The 17,493-nt window shown below is 74.6% G+C and carries 12 protein-coding genes and 1 pseudogene; 9 read left to right on the top strand and 4 right to left on the bottom strand.

Annotation, left to right across the window (positions count from 1 at the left end):
• The 4 genes and pseudogenes from OG767_RS25990 to OG767_RS25975 all read left to right on the top strand — a co-directional run.
• A pseudogene (locus OG767_RS25990) lies at positions 1–701 on the top strand (uridine kinase); the annotation flags it as partial.
• Positions 676–2,037, top strand: a complete 1,362-nt coding sequence (locus OG767_RS25985; protein ID WP_405090901.1) for a dipeptidase — start codon at positions 676–678, stop codon at positions 2,035–2,037. The pseudogene OG767_RS25990 and the gene OG767_RS25985, both read left to right, overlap by 26 nt.
• Positions 2,038–2,353: 316 nt before the next feature.
• Positions 2,354–2,560 (top strand): hypothetical protein, encoded by a 207-nt coding sequence (locus tag OG767_RS25980; protein WP_091571646.1) that lies wholly within the window; start codon positions 2,354–2,356, stop codon positions 2,558–2,560.
• Between the two features lie 234 nt (positions 2,561–2,794).
• A complete protein-coding gene (locus tag OG767_RS25975; RefSeq protein WP_396777430.1) occupies positions 2,795–4,378 on the top strand; it encodes an ATP-dependent DNA ligase in 1,584 nt (527 codons plus the stop codon).
• A 16-nt stretch (positions 4,379–4,394) separates the two neighbouring features.
• Here the strand turns inward: OG767_RS25975 and OG767_RS25970 are convergent, their stop codons facing one another.
• Positions 4,395–5,225, bottom strand: a complete 831-nt coding sequence (locus OG767_RS25970) for an SURF1 family protein (protein ID WP_405094313.1) — start codon at positions 5,223–5,225, stop codon at positions 4,395–4,397.
• A gap of 139 nt (positions 5,226–5,364) precedes the next feature.
• Between OG767_RS25970 and OG767_RS25965 the strand changes: the two genes are divergently transcribed.
• Both OG767_RS25965 and OG767_RS25960 read left to right on the top strand, forming a co-directional pair.
• Positions 5,365–6,735 carry a cobyrinate a,c-diamide synthase gene (locus tag OG767_RS25965; RefSeq protein WP_405090900.1) on the top strand — a complete coding sequence of 457 codons (1,371 nt, stop codon included), beginning with the start codon at positions 5,365–5,367 and terminating at the stop codon, positions 6,733–6,735.
• Entirely contained in the window at positions 6,732–7,301 is a 570-nt protein-coding gene (locus OG767_RS25960) for a GNAT family N-acetyltransferase (RefSeq protein WP_107162677.1), read from the top strand. Before OG767_RS25965 ends, OG767_RS25960 begins: the two co-directional genes overlap by 4 nt.
• A gap of 128 nt (positions 7,302–7,429) precedes the next feature.
• Here OG767_RS25960 and OG767_RS25955 read toward each other — a convergent pair whose 3' ends face one another.
• Positions 7,430–9,562: a transglycosylase domain-containing protein gene (locus tag OG767_RS25955; protein WP_405090899.1), complete on the bottom strand. Its 2,133-nt coding sequence runs from the start codon at positions 9,560–9,562 to the stop codon at positions 7,430–7,432.
• Positions 9,563–9,684: 122 nt separating this feature from the next.
• Between OG767_RS25955 and cobC the strand changes: the two genes are divergently transcribed.
• The 3 genes from cobC to cobA are packed head-to-tail and all read left to right on the top strand — an operon-like array spanning position 9,685 to position 13,240.
• Positions 9,685–10,761: an Rv2231c family pyridoxal phosphate-dependent protein CobC gene (cobC, locus tag OG767_RS25950; RefSeq protein WP_405090898.1), complete on the top strand. Its 1,077-nt coding sequence runs from the start codon at positions 9,685–9,687 to the stop codon at positions 10,759–10,761.
• Positions 10,761–11,945: a nicotinate-nucleotide--dimethylbenzimidazole phosphoribosyltransferase gene (locus OG767_RS25945; protein WP_405094312.1), complete on the top strand. Its 1,185-nt coding sequence runs from the start codon at positions 10,761–10,763 to the stop codon at positions 11,943–11,945. The genes cobC and OG767_RS25945 overlap by 1 nt, the downstream gene beginning before the upstream one ends.
• The gene (gene cobA / locus OG767_RS25940) at positions 11,942–13,240 is read left to right on the top strand and encodes a uroporphyrinogen-III C-methyltransferase (RefSeq protein ID WP_405090897.1); all 1,299 of its coding nucleotides are present in this window, start codon (positions 11,942–11,944) and stop codon (positions 13,238–13,240) included. The genes OG767_RS25945 and cobA overlap by 4 nt, the downstream gene beginning before the upstream one ends.
• Positions 13,241–13,444: 204 nt before the next feature.
• Here cobA and otsB read toward each other — a convergent pair whose 3' ends face one another.
• The gene (otsB, locus tag OG767_RS25935) at positions 13,445–16,045 is read right to left on the bottom strand and encodes a trehalose-phosphatase (RefSeq protein ID WP_405090896.1); all 2,601 of its coding nucleotides are present in this window, start codon (positions 16,043–16,045) and stop codon (positions 13,445–13,447) included.
• Positions 16,042–17,442: a trehalose-6-phosphate synthase gene (locus tag OG767_RS25930; RefSeq protein ID WP_107155943.1), complete on the bottom strand. Its 1,401-nt coding sequence runs from the start codon at positions 17,440–17,442 to the stop codon at positions 16,042–16,044. The genes otsB and OG767_RS25930 overlap by 4 nt, the downstream gene beginning before the upstream one ends.
• Between the last annotated feature and the right edge of the window lie 51 nt (positions 17,443–17,493).

The following is a 17,493-nucleotide window of genomic DNA, read 5'->3' as shown; positions in this document are numbered from 1 at the left end:
GTGAACGTCGAGGTGGTCGAGGCGTACGCCGGGTTGGCTCGCCGGGTGCTGGCCGGGCCGGCGCGGTTGGGGCGTACCCGGCTGGTGGCGGTCGACGGGCCGAGCGGCGCGGGCAAGAGCGTGTTCGCGACGCGCCTCGCGGACGCGTTCGCGGCGGCTGCGGGCGGCGTCCGGCCGCCGTTGGTCCGCACCGACGACCTGCTCGACGGCTGGGACGACCAGCTCACGTTCTGGCCCCGTCTGGAGGAGTGGGTGCTCGGCCCGGTACGGGCCGGGCGGGCGGGCGGCCACCGCCGGTACAGCTGGGTCCGCCGTCGCTTCCTGGACCGGGTGGTGCCGGTGCCGGCCGGGGCGGTGCTGATCATCGAGGGGGTGAGCGCGGCGCGTGCCGCGGTGCGCCCCGAGCTGACGCTGTCGGTGCTGGTGACCGCGCCGGCCGAGCTGCGGCTGGCCCGGGCGCTGGCCCGCGACGGCGCCCAGGTGCTGCCGGAGCTGCGTCGTTGGCACGCCGGGGAGCGGGCGCACTTCACCGCGGACGGCACCGCGGCGGCGGTGGACCTGGTGGTGAACGGTGCGCCCGACCTGCCGCACGACGCGGACCGCTACTACGTGCGCTTCGGCCGGCGACCGGGCTGGGAGGGCGTGGCCGGGTAAGGCCGGCATACGATTCCGGTCATGACCACTCCGATCATCTCCGAGTCCGACGTGCGGGCCGCCGTCGAGCGGGAACTGCCCGGTGTCCGTGCCGACCTGGACCGACTCGTCCGCATTCCGGGCATCGCCTTCGAGGGCTTCGACCACTCGCACGTGGAGCGCTCCGCCGAGGCGGTGGCGGAGCTGCTGCGCGGCTGCGGCCTCGACACCCGGATCGTCCGCTCCGGCGGCCAGCCGGCGGTGATCGGGACGAAGGCGGCCCCGCCCGGCGCGCCCACCGTGCTGCTCTACGCCCACCACGACGTGCAGCCGGTCGGGGACCTGTCGCTGTGGGAGTCCGACCCGTTCGAGCCGGTGGAGCGCGACGGCCGCCTCTACGGTCGGGGCGCCGCCGACGACAAGGCCGGCATCATGGCGCACGTGGCCGCGCTGCGCGCGTTCGGCGACCGGCTCCCGGTGGGCGTGGTGCTGTTCATCGAGGGCGAGGAGGAGTACGGCTCGGACTCGCTGGAGCGGCTGCTCGCCGAGCACCGGGACGACCTCGCCTCGGACGTCATCGTGATCGCCGACTCCACCAACTGGGACGTCGGTGTGCCGGCGCTGACCACCTCGCTGCGCGGCATCGTCAACTGCTTCGTGGAGGTGCGCACGCTCGACCACGCGGTGCACAGCGGCATGTTCGGCGGCGCCGTGCCGGACGCGCTGACCGCGCTGGTGAAGCTGCTCGGCACGCTGCACGACGACGCCGGCGACGTCGCGGTGGACGGCCTGGCCGGCCGCGAGGGCGCCGTCGTCGACTACCCGGAGGACCGGTTCCGCGCGGAGGTCGGCCTGGTCGACGGCGCGCGGTTGTTCGGCACCGGCCGGATCACCGACCGGCTCTGGACGAAGCCGGCGCTGGCGATCCTCGGCATCGACGCGCCGGCCACCGGCGAGGCACCGAACGCGCTGGTCCCGGCCGCGAAGGCGAAGCTGAGCGTACGGCTGGCGCCGGGCGACGACCCGAAGAAGGCGTACGCCGCGCTGACCGCGCACCTGGAGCGGAACGCGCCGTGGGGCGCGCAGGTGACGGTGACGTTCGAGCACGACGGCGCGCCGTGCGTGATCGACGCCAGCGGGCCGATGTTCGACGCGGCGCGGGCCGCGTTCCGGGGCGCCTGGGACGGCACCGACCCGGTCGACATCGGGGTGGGTGGCTCGATCCCGTTCATCGCCACGTTCCAGGAGATGTTCCCGCGGGCGGCGATCCTGGTGACCGGCGTGGAGGACCCGCACGCCCGGGCGCACGGCCCGAACGAGAGCCTGCACCTGGGCGAGTTCGCCCGGGTCTGCCTGGCCGAGGCGCTGCTGCTGGCCAAGGTGGCCGAGGCGGGCCGCGCCTGACCGGCGGCCGTCGCCACGGCGGCCGGTGTCGGCACGGTGGCCGGCGCCGTCGGGGTGCCTGGCCCGGTCACGGCGCCCTCGGTCACGGCACCCGGTTGACTCACGGCGCCCGACTCCGTCACGGTGGGTGACGGGAAGGTGGGGCGATGCGGTCGGAAGCGATATGCCTGACGGTCATAATTATGCCTCTGCGGTATATCGCCTCCGACCAACCTCATCGCCCGGTCGCGCCGCGCCCGGTGTCGAAACCGTAACTTCGGGACGGATGTCGGAGTTTGCGGTGTGTCGGGAGGCCGGGTGTTATAGCCTTTCGAACATGCGTACGAACGACGAGATGGCGCGGCTCCAGGCCGCCGTCCGTGCTCTGGGGGACGTTGACGTCTCCGCGTGGCCCGAGGCCACGCTCAAGGAACAGCTCGGTGAGCTCTCCGCCACGCTGGTCACGCTCGACGCGCTGCTCACCCGGGTCGCCGACGGCGTGCGCGGGCGCGGCCTGCGCGTGGAGGAGCCGGTCTCGGCCTGATCCTCCCGCCCGGCCGCGCGATCCGCCCGCGTGGCGCGATCCGACCGGCTGGGCAATCCCCGCGATCCGGCCGGCTGCGCGAACCGCGCGATCCGGCCGGCTGCGCGAACCGCGCGATCCGACCGACCGCGCGATCGGCTCGGCGGGACGATCCGGCCGGCCCGGCGCACCCGATGCGGTGGGCCGGGCCGCCGGAAGCGCCCCGCTGTCGCAGGTGACTGGCAGGATGTGGGCGTGCGTTTCGCGGAGCTGGCGGCCACCTCGGCCGCGGTCGGTGCCACCGGTGGTCGACGGGCCAAGGTGGAGCTGCTGGCCGCCGCGCTGCGCGGGCTCGACCCGGCCGAGATCGCGGCCGGCGCCGGCTATCTCGCCGGTGAGCTGCGCCAACGGCAGACCGGCGTCGGTTGGGCGGGGCTGCGTGACCTGCCGCCGCCGGCCGCCGCCCCGACGCTGACCGTGTCCGGCGTCGACGCGGCGATCGAGGAGATCTCCCGGGTGGGCGGCACCGGCTCCCAGGCCCGGCGGCGGGAGCTGGTCGGCCGGCTCTTCGCCGCCGCGACCGCCGACGAGCAACGCCTGCTGGTCGGGCTGTTCCGGGGGGAGCTGCGTCAGGGCGCCCAGGCCGGCCTGCTCGCCGAGGCGGTGGCCCGGGCCGCCGAGGTGCCGGTCACGGTCGTCCGCCGGGCCCTGCTGCTCGCCGGCGACCTGCGGGCGGTGGCGGTCGCGGCGCTCACCGGCGGCGCCGCCGCGCTGGCCGGGTTCGGGCTCCAGGTGGGCCGCCCGCTCGCGCCGATGCTGGCCCAGAGCGCGCCCTCGGTCGACGAGGCGCTCACCGCCACCGGCACGCCGGCGGTGGTCGACGTCAAGCTTGACGGCATCCGCATCCAGGTGCACCGCTCCGGTCAGGACATCGCGGTGTTCACCCGCAGCCTCGACGAGATCACCGGCCGGCTGCCCGAGGTGGTGGCCGCCGTCCGCGCGCTGCCCGCCCGGGAGCTGGTGCTCGACGGCGAGGCGATCGGGTTGGACGCGGCCGGGCGACCGCTGCCGTTCCAGCAGACGTCGAGCCACGCGGCCCGGCGCACCACGCCCAGCACCACCGGCCGCACCCCGGTCGCGCCGGCCGTGCTCGCCGCCGCCGAGCGTGCCGGCGAGCCGGTGCTCACGCCGTACTTCTTCGATCTGCTGCACCTCGACGGCGCCGACCTGATCGACCTGCCCGGGCGGGAGCGGTGGGCGACGCTGGCCCGCGCGGTCGACCCGGCGCTGCTGGTCGGCCGGGTGGAGGTGGACGACGCGGCGCAGGCCGCGGCGGCGTTCGCCGCGGCGGTCGACGCCGGTCAGGAGGGTGTGGTGGTCAAGGACCCGGCCGCGCCCTACGACGCCGGGCGGCGCGGCGCGGCCTGGGTCAAGGTCAAGCCCCGGCACACGCTCGACCTGGTGGTGCTGGCGGTGGAGTGGGGCAGCGGTCGGCGCCAGGGCTGGCTGTCCAACCTGCACCTCGGCGCCCGCGATCCGGGCACCGGCGAGTTCGTCATGCTCGGCAAGACGTTCAAGGGGCTGACCGACGAGCTGCTGCGCTGGCAGACCGAGCGGTTCCTGGCACTGGCCGTGGAGAAGGGCGACTGGGTGGTCCGGGTGCGGCCGGAGCAGGTGGTCGAGATCGCGTTCGACGGGGTGCAGACCAGCAGCCGCTACCCGGGCGGGATGGCGCTGCGCTTCGCCCGCGTGGTGCGCTACCGGGACGACAAGACCGCCGCCGAGGCGGACACGATCGACGCGGTCCGGGCGATCCACGCCGGCCGGGTCACCGGCTGAGCCGGCCGGCCGGGGCTCAGGGGGCGGCGGGCCCGGCGGCTGCCGGTTCGGCAGCCCGGTCCACCGGCATGCGCGGGCCGTCCAGGCCGGCCCGTCGCCGGGCCTCCCGGCGCGCCACCCAGCCGTAGCCGACCAGGCTCATCACCGCGAAGATCCACCACTGCCACACGTAGCCGAAGTTCTGCCAGTTGTTGGTGTGCCCGATCGGCACCGCCTGGAACGCCGGGTCGGCGGCCGGCGTCTGACCGTCCAGCAGCACGTATCCGCCGGTCACCGGGTAGGGCAGTTGCTTCGCCAGGCGGGAGATGTCGATGCGACGGGCCTCCAGCTTGCCGTCGCGGCGGGCCACCCCACCGCCGCCGCTCTCGCTGCCGACCACCCGGCCGGTGACGGTCACCTCGCCGGTCGGCGCCACCGGCACCGGGGGCTGGACGGTCGCGCCGGCGCCCGGGACGGGCGGGATCCAGCCGCGGTCGACGAGCACCGCGGTGCCGTCGGCGAGCAACAGTGGGGTGAGCACCTCGAAGCCGACCGTGTTGTCGACGGTCCGGCCGCGGATCAGGACGACGTTGGCGGTGTCGTAGCGGCCGGTGGCGGTGACCCGGCTCCAGGTGAGGCGCCCCGCCGGGGCCGGACCCACGCTGCCCGGGCCGCCGGTCGGCGCGGGCAGAGCGTTCCGCAGCGGCGCGGGCGTCATGGTGGCGCCGGCGTCGATCCGTTCGTTGACCGCCGTCCGCCCGTGGTAGCGGTCCAGCTGCCAGTTGCCCAGGAACACCATCACCGCGGCGGCCACCAGGGTCAGCGCCAGGTAGCCCAGCCAGCGCGGGGTCAGCAGGAACCGGTACACGGTGGTCAAGGCTACCCGTATGAGCGGGGCCACTCGCGGTTGCCGGCCGTGATCGGGGCGGCGGGCGGCCGTCGTGGAGCGGACCGGACGGGTATGGTCACGCGGGCGGAAATCACCCCGGAGGATCCAGGAGTCGATAATGACCGACGTGCCGCGCGTCGTGCTGAGCGCGCCCTCCTCGGGGCACGGCACCGGTGCCCTCTCCCTCGGCCTGCTCGCGGCCCTCGCCGACCGAGGGCTTGCGGTGGCCGGGTTCAAGGTCGGCCCGGACCAGGTGGACGCCGCGTACCTCGGGCTGGCCGCCGGCCGGCCGGGGCGCACGCTGGATCCGCGGCTGGTCGGCCCGGAGCGGGTCGGCCCGCTCTTCGCGCACGGGGCGGCCGGGGCCGGGTTCGCGCTGGTGCAGGGCACCATGGGGCTCTACGACTCGGTCGCCGGCCGGCCGGAGAGTGAGTCCACCGCCGCGGTCGCCACCGCGCTGCGCAGCCCGGTGGTGCTGGTGGTGGACGTGGCTGCGATGGGCCAGTCGGTGGCCGCGCTGGTGCACGGCTTCCGGGCGTACGACGAGCAGCTCTGGTTGGGCGGCGTGATCCTCAACCGGGTGGCCTCGCCCCGGCACGAGACGCTGTTGCGGGAGGCGCTGGACGACGTCGGGGTGCCGGTCTACGGCGCGTTGCGCCGGCACGAGCTGCCCCCGGTACTGCCCGCCCGCCGGCACGGGGCCGCGCCGGTGGTGCGCGGCGACGCCGAGGCCGAGCGTGGGGTGCGCCGGCTCGGTGAGGCGGTGGCCGCCACCGTCGACCTCGACCGGCTGCTCACGCTGGCCCGCTCCGCCCCCGCGCTCACCGTCGAGCCCTGGTCGCCCAACCCGGCGGACGGGCCGTCGGACGCCGCGGAGCGGCCGGTGGTCGCGCTGGCCGGTGGCCCGGCCGGCAGCTACAGCCATCCGGAGACCGTCGAGCTGCTGCGCGCCGCCGGCGCCGAGGTGGTCACGCTCGATCCGCTGCGCGACGAGGCGCTGCCCGCCGGGGCCCGCGCGCTGGTCGTCGGCGGCGCGCTCCCGGAGACGTACGCGGAGCAGCTCTCCGCCAATCGGCGGCTCTGCATCGCGGTGGCCGAGCTGGCCCGCTCCGGCCGGCCGGTGGTCGCCGAGGGGGCCGGCCTGCTCTGGCTGGCCCGTGAGCTGGACGGTCTGCCCATGTGCGGGGTGCTCGACGCGGTCGGCACGGTCCGGGACGGCCTGGTGGTCGGCTACCGGGAGGCCACCGCGGTCACCGGCAGTGTGGTGGCGTCGGCCGGCGTGACGGTGACCGGGCACAAGCAGCACGCGGCGGTGCTCACGCCGCGGGCCGGTGACCGGCCGGCCTGGCAGTGGGGCGGAGGCACGCCGGAGGGCTTCGTCCGTCACGGGGTGCACGCCTCGCAGCTCGTGCCGCACTGGGCCGCGCTTCCCGGTGTCGCCGAGCGGCTGGTGGCCGCCGCCCGGGCGTCCGTGGCGGCTCCGGCGTGATCGGTCAGGTGGCGGTACGCCGGTTCCCGGCGCTGACCGTCTCCACCCCGCGGATCGAGGTGCGCCGGCTGGTCGCGGCGGACGCGGAGGCGGTGGACGAGGTGTTCGCCGACCGGCAGACCCAGCGTTGGCTGCCGCTGGCCGAGGCGGCCGGGCAGATCGACGGGCGGGCCTGGTGCACCGAGCTGGCCCGGCAGCGGCGGGACAGCGGCGACGGTGACCACTGGGCGGTGGTGCGGCGGGAGGACCAGCGGGTGGTCGGCTGCCTCTGGACCCGGCGCACCGACTGGGGCGCCCGGCTCACCGAGGTGTCGTACGCGCTCGCGCCGCACGCCCGGGGCTTCGGCCTGGCGGTGGAGGCGGTGGACGCGGTGGCGATCGCGTTGATCCTGGAGCACGGCTTCCAGCGGGTGGAGCTGCGGGTGGCACCGGGCAACGTCGCCTCCCGGCGGGTCGCCGAGAAGGCCGGCTTCAGCTACGAGGGCCTGCTCCGCAACGCGGGTTTCGTCCGGGGCGCCCGCGTCGACCTGGAACTGTGGTCCTTCGTGGCCGCCGACCTCCACTGAGCCCCCACCCGCCCCCGCCCCGCACGCCCGACGTCGATCAAGGAGTTCGCGTCGGGGATCGGGCGATCCCGGGCGCAAACTCCTTGATCAACTAACCCGGGCGCACCCCCGGGCGGTCGGTGGGGCGGTCAGCCGACGATCTGGTCGGAGGGCGGGGTGAACTGGCGCGTCGGTTGGCCCTTCAGGGCGTCGCGCAGCGTCTCGGCGACCGCGTTCACCGGGATCTGGGACTGCCCGTCACCCACCGCGTTGAACGGGTTGTCCGGATCGGCGATGAAGCTCGCCGCGGCCAGCTCCGGGGTGTAGCCGACGAACCACGCCGACCGGGTGCTGTCCGTGGTGCCCGTCTTCCCGGCGACCGGCCGGCCGACCGTCTTCCGTACGCTGTCCGCCGTCGACCAGCCGCCGCAGCTCCCCTTGGCCGGGGTGTCGCCGGTCGGGCAGCGGGCCGCGTCGGTGGCGGCCCGGGCCGCGTCCGCGTTGACCACCTGGCGGCACCGGGGCTTGGCCACCTCGCGCTGCACCCCGCCCGGCGTGGACCAGGTGGTCGGCGTGCCGTCCCGGTTCATGATCGCGTTGACCGGGATCGCCTCGCAGTAACGTCCGTCGGCGGCGACGGCCGCGTACGCGTTCGCCATCTCCAGCGGGGTGGCGTCGGAGACGCCGAGCGTGAACGCGCCCCACTTCCTCGCCTTGGCCGGTGACGCCTGCTCCTTGTCCACGTCGGTACGCCAGCGCAGCCCGAGCTGTTCGGCCAGGCGCACCCCGGCGTCCGCGCCGACCTTCTCCTCCAACTGCACGAAGTAGGTGTTCACCGACTTGCCGAAGCCGGACCACATGGTCTGCCGGCCGGTCATCGCGCCGCTGGCGTTGGACGGCGCCCAGCCGTCGTAGATCGCCGACTGGTACCGGTAGGGCGAGTCGTACGCGGTGGACAGCGGCATCCCGGCGTTGAGCGCGGCGAGCATCGGGAACATCTTGAACGTGGAGCCGGCCTGGTAGCCGGGAAGCGTCCCGCCGCCGAGCAGCGGCGCCACCGTGTTCGGGTAGTTCGCCTTGACCTTCGGGCCGGCCTCCGGGTTCGAGCTGTTCGGGTTCTCGGCCAGGTCGAGCGAGTAGTTCCGGTTCACCGCCATCGCCTTGATCCGCCCGGTGCCGGGTTCGGCGACCACGATGCCGTTGGCGAACGGGCTGCCGGTGTTGTCCTTGGCGCCGACGTTCTTCTCGGCCGCCGCCTGCGTCTTCGGGTCGAGCGCGAGCACGATCCGATAGCCGCCGCGGCGCAGCTTGTCCATCCGTTCGAGGCGGTTCTCGCCGAACGCGGGCTGCGAGCTCCACCAGTTCTTCAGGTAGTCGCAGTAGAAGCCCCAGGCGCGGTGCGCGCCGTCGATCGCGGCGCAGTCGTTCGGCGGGTCGGTCAGCTTCAGCTTGATCGGCTGGGCCTTGGCCGCGGCGGCGGCGTCCGGCGACAGGTAGCCGAGGCGGGCCATGTTGTCCAGCACGTAGTTGCGTCGGCCGGTGGCGTCCTTCTGGTCGGAGGTGATCGGGTCGTACTCGGAGGGGGACTTCACCAGCCCCGCGAGCGTGGCCGCCTCGACCGGGGTGAGCGTGGCCGGCGTCTTGGAGAAGAAGATCTGCGAGGCGGCGTAGATGCCGTACGCCCGGTGGCCGAAGTAGGCCGAGTTGAGGTAGCGCTCGAGGATCTGCTCCTTGCTCAGGTGCTTCTCGATGTCGAGCGCCATGCGCATCTCCTTGACCTTGCGCAGGCTGGTCTGCTGGGTGGCCTCCTGGACCTCCTTCGGCGTGCTCGCGCTGTCCCGCAGCGCCATCCGGACGTACTGCATGGTGAGCGTCGAGGCGCCCTGGGAGACGCCGCCGGAGCGGGCGTTGGAGACGAAGGCGCGCGCCACGCCCTTCGGGTCGACGCCGTGGTGCTGGTAGAAGCGGTTGTCCTCGGCGGCGACGATCGCCTGCTGGATGTTCGGCGACATGTTCTCGACCTTGGTGTACTGCCGGTACTCCTCGTAGAACATGGTCAGCACGGTCTTGCCGTCGGGCGCGTAGAGGTACGAGGTCTCGGCCGGCAGCGCGGTCTTGAGGATGTTCGTCTTCTGCTCCACGGCGTGCGCGGTGGCCTTCGCGCCGATGCCGGTGACGGCGGCCATCGGGTACAACGCGGCGGCGACGACGATGCCGGCGATCAGCCCGGCACGGAGAAGGGGCACGGCACGACCGGCGGACGCAAGGGGTCGGTTGCTCACGGGGTCAAGCTATGACATTTCCGATTCGGAAATGAGAAGAATTCATAAACGGGCGAGGCCGTGACGCGACCCACGCCGGGATGCGCTGTCCCGGGACGCGGCTTCCCGGCAGGATCGCGGTCATGCCCGCACCGCCACCCGCCGCCGCGCCCATCGAACCCGACCTGGGACACCACGGGGACGCCGAGGCCACGCCCGGTCTGGTGGACCTGGCGGTCAACGTGCGCCGCGCCCCGATGCCCGACTGGCTGGCCGACCCGGTCACCGCCGCGCTGGGCGAACTGGCCGCGTACCCGGACCCGGGGCCCGCCCGCGCCGCCGTCGGTCACCGGCACGGGCGACCCCCGGACGAGGTACTCCTCACCGCCGGCGCCGCCGAAGGCTTCGTGCTGATCGCCCGCGCGCTGCGCGACACCCGCCACCCGGTGGTGGTGCACCCGCAGTTCACCGAGCCGGAGGCCGCGCTGCGCGCCGCCGGTCACCGGGTGGACCGGGTGCTGCTCGACCCGGCCGACGGCTTCCGGCTCGACCCGGCCCGGGTGCCCGCCGACGCCGACCTGGTCATGGTCGGCAACCCCACCAACCCGACCTCGGTGCTGCACCCGGCGGACACGATCGCCGCGCTGGCCCGCCCCGGCCGGGTGCTGGTGGTCGACGAGGCGTTCGCCGACACCACCGTCGCGCCCGGCGTCGACGGCGAGCCGGAATCCCTCGCCGCCCGCCGCGACCTGCCCGGCCTCGTGGTGGTCCGCAGCCTCACCAAGACCTGGGGGCTGGCCGGGCTGCGGATCGGCTACCTGCTCGGCGCCGCCGACCTGCTGGCCCGGTTCGCCGCCGCCCAGCCGCTCTGGGCCGTCTCCACGCCCGCGCTCGCCGCCGCCACCGCCTGCGCCGGGCCGGTCGCGGTCGCGGCCGAGCGCGCGATCGCCGCCGGGCTCGCCACCGACCGCGAGCACCTGGTGGCCCGCCTGGCCACCCTGCCCGGGGTACGCGTGGCGGGGCGCCCGGCCAGCGCCTTCGTCCTGATCCACACGCCCGGCGCCGCCGCGCTGCGGGAGCGGCTGCGCGAACACGGCTGGGCGGTACGCCGGGGCGACACGTTCCCCGGGCTCGGCCCGGACTGGCTCCGGATCGCGGTCCGCGACCGGGCCACCACCGACGCGTTCATCGAGACACTGGCACGGATCCTGGAGGCATGATGCTGGAGTCCACCGTCGCGGCGATCCGCCCGCTCGACGAGTCGGCCATGGCGGCGGCGCGCGAGCTGCAGGGCCGGCTGACCAAGCCCGCCGGCTCGCTCGGCGCCCTGGAGCCGCTCTCGGTACGCCTCACCGGGCTGGCCGGGACCTGCCCGCCGCCGCTGCCCGATCCGGCCGCGGTGGTGATCTTCGCAGGCGACCACGGGGTGCACGCCCAGGGGGTGACCCCGTGGCCGCAGGAGGTCACCGCCCAGATGATCGGCAACTTCCTGGCCGGCGGCGCGGTGGTCAACGCGTTCGCCCGGCAGGCCGGCGCCTCGGTCACCGTGGTCGACGTCGGCGTCGCCACCCCGCTCCCGATCGGCCCGTCCGCCGCCCCGGCCGCGCTCTCCGCCGTCTCGAACGATCCGCTCGCCGACCCGGCCGCCTCGGACGGCCCGCCCACCGCCCCGGCGGTGCTCTCCGCCAGCCTCGTCGCGACGCCCGCCGACCCGGCCGGGCCGCGTCTGGTGGCGGCGAACGTGCGGGCCGGCACCCGGGACATGACGGTCACCGCGGCACTCACCCGCGACGAGGCCCGCGCGGCGGTGGAGACCGGCATCCGGATCGCCGGCGAGCTGGTCGACGCCGGCGCCGGCATCCTGCTCACCGGCGACATGGGCATCGGCAACACCACGCCGGCCGCCGCGCTTGTCGCCGCGTTCACCGGCGTCGACGCGGCGGCGGCAACCGGCCGGGGCACCGGCGTGGACGACGAGACGTACGCCCGCAAGGTGGGCGTGGTGCGGGCCGCGCTGGAGCGGCACACCCCCGATCCGGCCGACCCGCTGGGCGTCCTCGCCACGGTCGGCGGGCTGGAGCACGCCGCGCTGGCCGGGCTGATCCTCGGCGCCGCCGCGCGTCGGGTGCCGGTGCTCCTGGACGGCGTGATCGCGGTCAGCGCCGCGCTGGCCGCCGCCGCGTTCGCGCCGGACGCGGTGGGCGCCATGGTCGCCGGGCACCGCAGCGCCGAGCCGGGCGCCACGGTGGCGCTGCGGCACCTCGGGCTGGAACCGCTTGTCGACCTGGGGCTCCGGCTCGGAGAGGGCACCGGCGCGCTGCTCGCGTTGCCGGTCGTCACCGGCGCGGTCCGGGTGCTGCACGAGGTGGCCACGTTCGACTCGGCCGGGGTGGCCGAGAAGTGAGCGGGCCGGCCCCGGAGGCGTCGCCCAGCCCGTACCCCCTGGGGTTGCGGCTGGCCGGTCGGCGCGTGGTCGTGGTGGGCGGCGGAGCGGTGGCCACCCGGCGGGTGCCCGCGCTGCTCGACGCCGGCGCGGACGTCCTGCTGGTCTCGCCGGAGTTGACGCCGGCGCTGCGCGCCCACGTCGACGCCGGGCGACTGCGCTGGGAGCCGCGTCGCTTCGCCGTCGCCGACCTGGACGGCGCCTGGCTGGTGCAGGTGGCGGTGGACGACCGGGCCGCCGCCGCGGCGGTGAGCGCCGCCGCGGCCGAGCGGCGGATCTTCTGCGTCCGGGCCGACGACCGGGTCGCGGCCAGCGCGTGGACGCCCGCGGTGACCCGGCACGGCCCGGTGACGGTGGCCGTGCTCGGCGGTGGCGACCCGCACCGCGCGAGGGCGGTCCGCGACGCCGTCCGCACCCTCCTGAGCGCAAGGAGGGGCCCCCTGTTAACGGATTCGGTAGAGGGGCGGGACCCGCTTGACGCCAACACAGCCAGCACCGCCCGCACCGCCGACGCCTCCGGTGCCGGCCGCGGTGGACGTGTGGCACTGGTCGGGGCCGGGCCCGGCGATCCGGAGCTGATCACGGTGAAGGGCTGGCGGCTGCTCACCGAGGCCGAGGTGGTGGTCGCCGACCGGCTCGTCCCCGGGCTGCTCCTGGACGAATTGCGGCCGGACGTCGAGCTGGTCGACGCGTCGAAGATCCCGTACGGGCCGTCGCGCGCCCAGGAGGAGATCAACCGGATCCTGGTGGACCGGGCCCGGGCCGGCAAGGTGGTGGTCCGGCTCAAGGGCGGCGACCCGTACGTCTTCGGGCGCGGCGGCGAGGAGTTGCTGGCCTGCGCCGAGGCGGGGGTGCCGGTGACCGTGGTGCCGGGGGTGACCAGCGCGATCGCGGTGCCCGGGGTGGCCGGGGTGCCGGTGACCCACCGGGCGGTGGCGCACGAGTTCACCGTGGTGTCCGGGCACGTCGCGCCGGACTCGCCGGCCTCGCTGGTGAGCTGGGAGTCGCTGGCCGGTCTGCGGGGCACGCTGGTGATCCTGATGGGCCTGAAGAACCTGGCGGCGATCGCGGCGACGCTGATCGCGCACGGCAGACCGCCGACCACCCCGGCGGCGGTGATTCAGGAGGGCACCACCGCCACCCAGCGCACTCTCCGCTCGACCCTCGGCGCGGTGGCCGCCGACGTCACCGCCGCCGGCCTCCGCCCACCCGCCATCGTGGTCATCGGCGACGTCGTCCACGCCCTGACCCCCTGACCGCGGCCCTCCTGCCTTCGCGCCACCGCCCCACTGCGGCGATCTTGCACTTGGTGCCCCCGAAATGCCCTGATTCGCCCGTTTGGCGGGGGCGGTAAGCGCAAGATCGACGCGGTGGGGCGGGGTGGGTGCGCGGGGCGGGGTGGGGTGGGGGATGGGAGGCGGCCCGGGACCGTTGGTCCCGGGCCGCGTCAGAGGGTCGGGTTACTGCTTGAGCATGTTGTCCAGGAGCAGGGCGCAGCGGATCAGGCCGAGGTGGCTGTACGCCTGCGGGTGGTTGCCCAGGCCCCGCTCGGCCAGCGGGTCGTACTGCTCGGGGAGCAGGCCGGTGGGGCCGGCCGTGTCGATCATCTGGGTGAACAGCTCCTCGGCGTCGGTGCGGCGGCCGGTGCGCAGGTACGCCTCGATCAGCCACGCCGTGCAGATGTGGAAGCCGCCCTCCCGGCCGGGCAGGCCGTCGTCCCAGTGGTAGCGGTAGACCACCGGGCCGCTGCGCAGGTCCGCCTCGATCTTGAGCACGGTGGAGAGGAAGCGCGGGTCGTCGCCGGGGAGCAGCCCGGACAGGCCGATCCAGAGCGACGAGGCGTCCATCTCGTCGTGCCCGTACGCGACGCTGTACGCCTCGGCCTCCGGGTGCCAGCCCTCCTCCAGCACGTTGGCCCCGATCCGGTCGCGCAGGTCGACCCACTCCGGCCGGTCCTGGCCGCCGTGCTGCCGCACCACGTGCAGCGCCCGGTCGACGGTCATCCAGAGCATGACCTTGGAGAACACGTGGTGCCGGGGTGGGAGGCGGGCCTCCCAGATGCCGTGGTCGGGCTCGTGCCAGCGGCGGCGTACCGCCTCGACCATGTTCTCCAGCACCCGCCACTCGTCGTCGCGGACCGAGCCCCGGGCGTCGGCCACCGCGGCGATCAGGTCCGCCACCGGGCCGAAGACGTCGAGCTGGAGCTGGTGGTTGGCCAGGTTGCCGACCCGCACCGGCCGGGAGCCGGCGTAGCCGGGCAGCGTGTCGATGACCGCCTCGGCGCCCAACTCGTAGCCGTCGACGGTGTAGAGCGGGTGCAGCCGCTCCGGGTGCCCGCCGGTGCGCTCCACCACGCCGTCGATCCAGCGCAGCAGCCCCTCGGCCTCCTCGGTGGAGCCGAGGTCGACGAGCGACCGCGCGGTCATCGCCGCGTCCCGCAGCCAGCAGTAGCGGTAGTCCCAGTTGCGGACGCCGCCCAGCTCCTCGGGGAGCGAGGTGGTCGCCGCGGCGAGGATCGAACCGGTCGGCTCGTGGGTGAGGCCGCGCAGGGTCAGCGCGCTGCGGGCGACCAGGTCCCGGGCGGTGGTGGGCAGCCGCAGCGAGGCCACCCAGTCCTTCCAGGGCTGCTCGGCGGCGGCCTGCCGCTCGTGCACCGGCACCCGGTGCGGCTCCAGGCTCTGCGTACCGAAGCGCAGCTCCAGCACCACCTGTCCGCCCGCGGCGGAGAGGTCCACCACCGCCTTCGCGGTCTCGTACCCGGCGTCGTTGGTGACCTCCCACTCGACGCCGGGGGAGTGCAGCGCGACCGGCTCGTTGGAGCCGAGCACCAGCAGCCCGTCGTCGAGCGGCTGGAGCTGCACCGCGACCTGCCCGAACTCGGGGCGCGGGGCGAACTCGACGCGGGCCCGCCCGGTGCCGCTGAGCACCCGGACCAGGGTCGAGTCGCCGCTGACCACGGCCGGATCGTCAGGCGTGGTCTGCTTGATCGGCAGGTCCAGCCAGTCGGTGACGGTCAGACCGGACCAGCGGGTCTCCACCGTCATGGTGTTGCTGCGGTAGCGCTGGCCCAGCGGGATGCCGCCGCGCTCCGGGCCGATGGTGAAGTGCCCGGCCGGGCTGCCACCGACCAGGTCGGCGAAGATCGCCGCCGAGTCCGGCTTCGGGTGACACAGCCAGGTGATCTTGGCTTCCGGTGTGACGAGCGCGACCGTACGCCCGTTGGCGAGCATCGAGTGCCGCTCGATCGGCACCGCCCGCTCCCCGAAGAGCCAGTGCCGCCGGGTCTCCAGCAGCAGGCCGAGCGCGCGGGCCGCTTCGATCGGCTCGGCCACCCGGTAGTCGGCCTGGGTGTCGCCGGGGCCGATCTTGATGCCGACGTCCGGCCCGTGCAGGTTGCCGAACGCGTTCTCGTCGGTGACGTCGTCGCCGATGAAGAGCACCGCACCGGCCGCGAGCTGGGTCCGGAGCTGGTCGACCGCGGTGCCCTTGTGGGTGGCCACCACCGACAGCTCGATGACCTCCTTGCCCTGGGTGACGGTGACGCCGTCCCAGGTGGCGGGGCCGCTGCGGACCGCGTCCACGGCGGCGGCGGCGACCTGCGGGTCGACCCCCCGGGTGTGCACGGCGACGCTGGCCGGCTTGCGTTCCAGCCGGATGCCCGGGTGGGCCGCGGCGATCTCGCGCAGTTCCTGGCGGAGCCGGTGCCGGACCGCGATCAGCTCCGGGCTGAGCCGCTCGACGAAGCCGATGTCGAACTCGGAGCCGTGGCTGCCGACCAGGTGCACCTCACTCGGCAGCCGGGAGAGGGTGGCCAGGTCGCGCAGCGCGCGCCCGGAGACCACCGCGACGCTGGTCTGCGGCAGCGAGGCCAGCGCGCGGATCGCGGCCACCGACTCGGGCAGCGGTACGGCCCTGGTCGGATCCTCGACGATCGGCGCCAGTGTGCCGTCGTAGTCGCAGGCGATCAGGAGTTGGGGAGTCCGGGCGATGCGGCCGATCGCGGCACGCAGTTCCGGGTCGAGCACACCACCGGAGGAGGTGGCGGCAGCGGGCGGGGTCACGCAGCCTCCGTATCGGGGACACCGAGCTCGCTGAGGAACGACTTGGCCCAGTGGCCGACATCGTGGCTGCGCAGATGGCGCTGCATGACGCGCATCCGGCGGCGGGCTTCGGGCTTTTCGACGTGCACGGCCCGGAGCAACGCGTCCTTCACCGCGTCCGGGTCGTGCGGATTACACAGGAACGCCTGGCGCAGCTCGGTGGCGGCGCCGGCGAACTCACTGAGCACGAGCGCGCCGCCCTGGTCGGCGCGCGATGCGACGTACTCCTTGGCCACCAGATTCATTCCGTCTCGCAGCGGGGTCACCATCATCACGTCGGCGGCGACGTACATCGCCGCCAACTCGGAGCGACTGTACGACTGATGCAGATAATGAACAGCCGGCACGCCGACCCGGCCGAATTCACCATTGATCCGGCCAACCTCGCGTTCCACCTTCACCCGAAGTGCCTGGTAGTGCTCCACGCGCTCACGGCTGGGCGTGGCGACCTGCACCATAACCGCGTCCGGAACTGTCAACTTTCCGTCAGCAAGGAGTTCCCGGAAGGCCTTGAGTCGAAGCTCGATGCCCTTGGTGTAGTCGAGCCGGTCGACGCCCAGGATGATCGTCTTGGGGTTGCCCAGCTCCTCGCGGATCTGCTTGGCCCGGGCCTGGATCGTCGGGTCCTCGGCCAGCCGTTCCATCTCCCTGGTCTCGATCGAGATGGGGAACGCGCCGGCCTTCACCTGCCGGCCGTCGACCTGGATCATCTGCCCCTCGTAGCGCAGGCCGAGCAGGTGCCGGGCCAGCCGGACGAAGTTCTGCGCCGCCAGCCGCTGCTGGAAACCGACCAGGTCGGCGCCGAGCAGGCCGCGCAGGATCTCGGCGCGGAACGGCATCTGCATGAACAGCTCGATCGGCGGGAACGGGATGTGCAGGAAGAACCCGATCTTCAGGTCGGGGCGCAGCTCGCGCAGCATCGCCGGGACGAGCTGGAGCTGGTAGTCCTGGACCCAGACCGTGGCGCCCTCGGCCGCCACGTCCGCCGCGGCCTCCGCGAACCGGGCGTTGACCAACCGGTACGCCTCGCGCCAGCGCCGCTTGTAGGCGGGCGTCTCGACGGCGTCGTGGTAGAGCGGCCAGATCGTCGCGTTGGACTGGCCCTCGTAGTAGCGCTCCAACTCCTCGGCGCTCAGCGGCACCGGGTGCAGCCGGATGCCCTCCAGGTCGAACGGCTCGGGCGCGGCGCCGGTGCCGCCGGCCCACCCGACCCAGGTGCCCTGGTGCTCGGCGAGCACCGGGTGCAGCGCGGTCACCAGGCCGCCGGGGCTGCGCCGCCACTGCCGTCCCTCGGGTGTGCTCACCTCGTCGACCGGCAGTCGGTTGGCCACTACGACAAAGGAGCTACGGACGGTCACGATCGGCCACCTCCGGGTACTGACGGGTCCACCGCGATGAGCGTACTGAGC

It is taken from the genome of Micromonospora sp. NBC_01392, from assembly GCF_045040125.1.
Classification (GTDB): domain Bacteria; phylum Actinomycetota; class Actinomycetes; order Mycobacteriales; family Micromonosporaceae; genus Micromonospora.
Note: the sequence above shows the minus strand (reverse complement) of the source record. Positions and strands in the feature narration are given on the sequence as shown.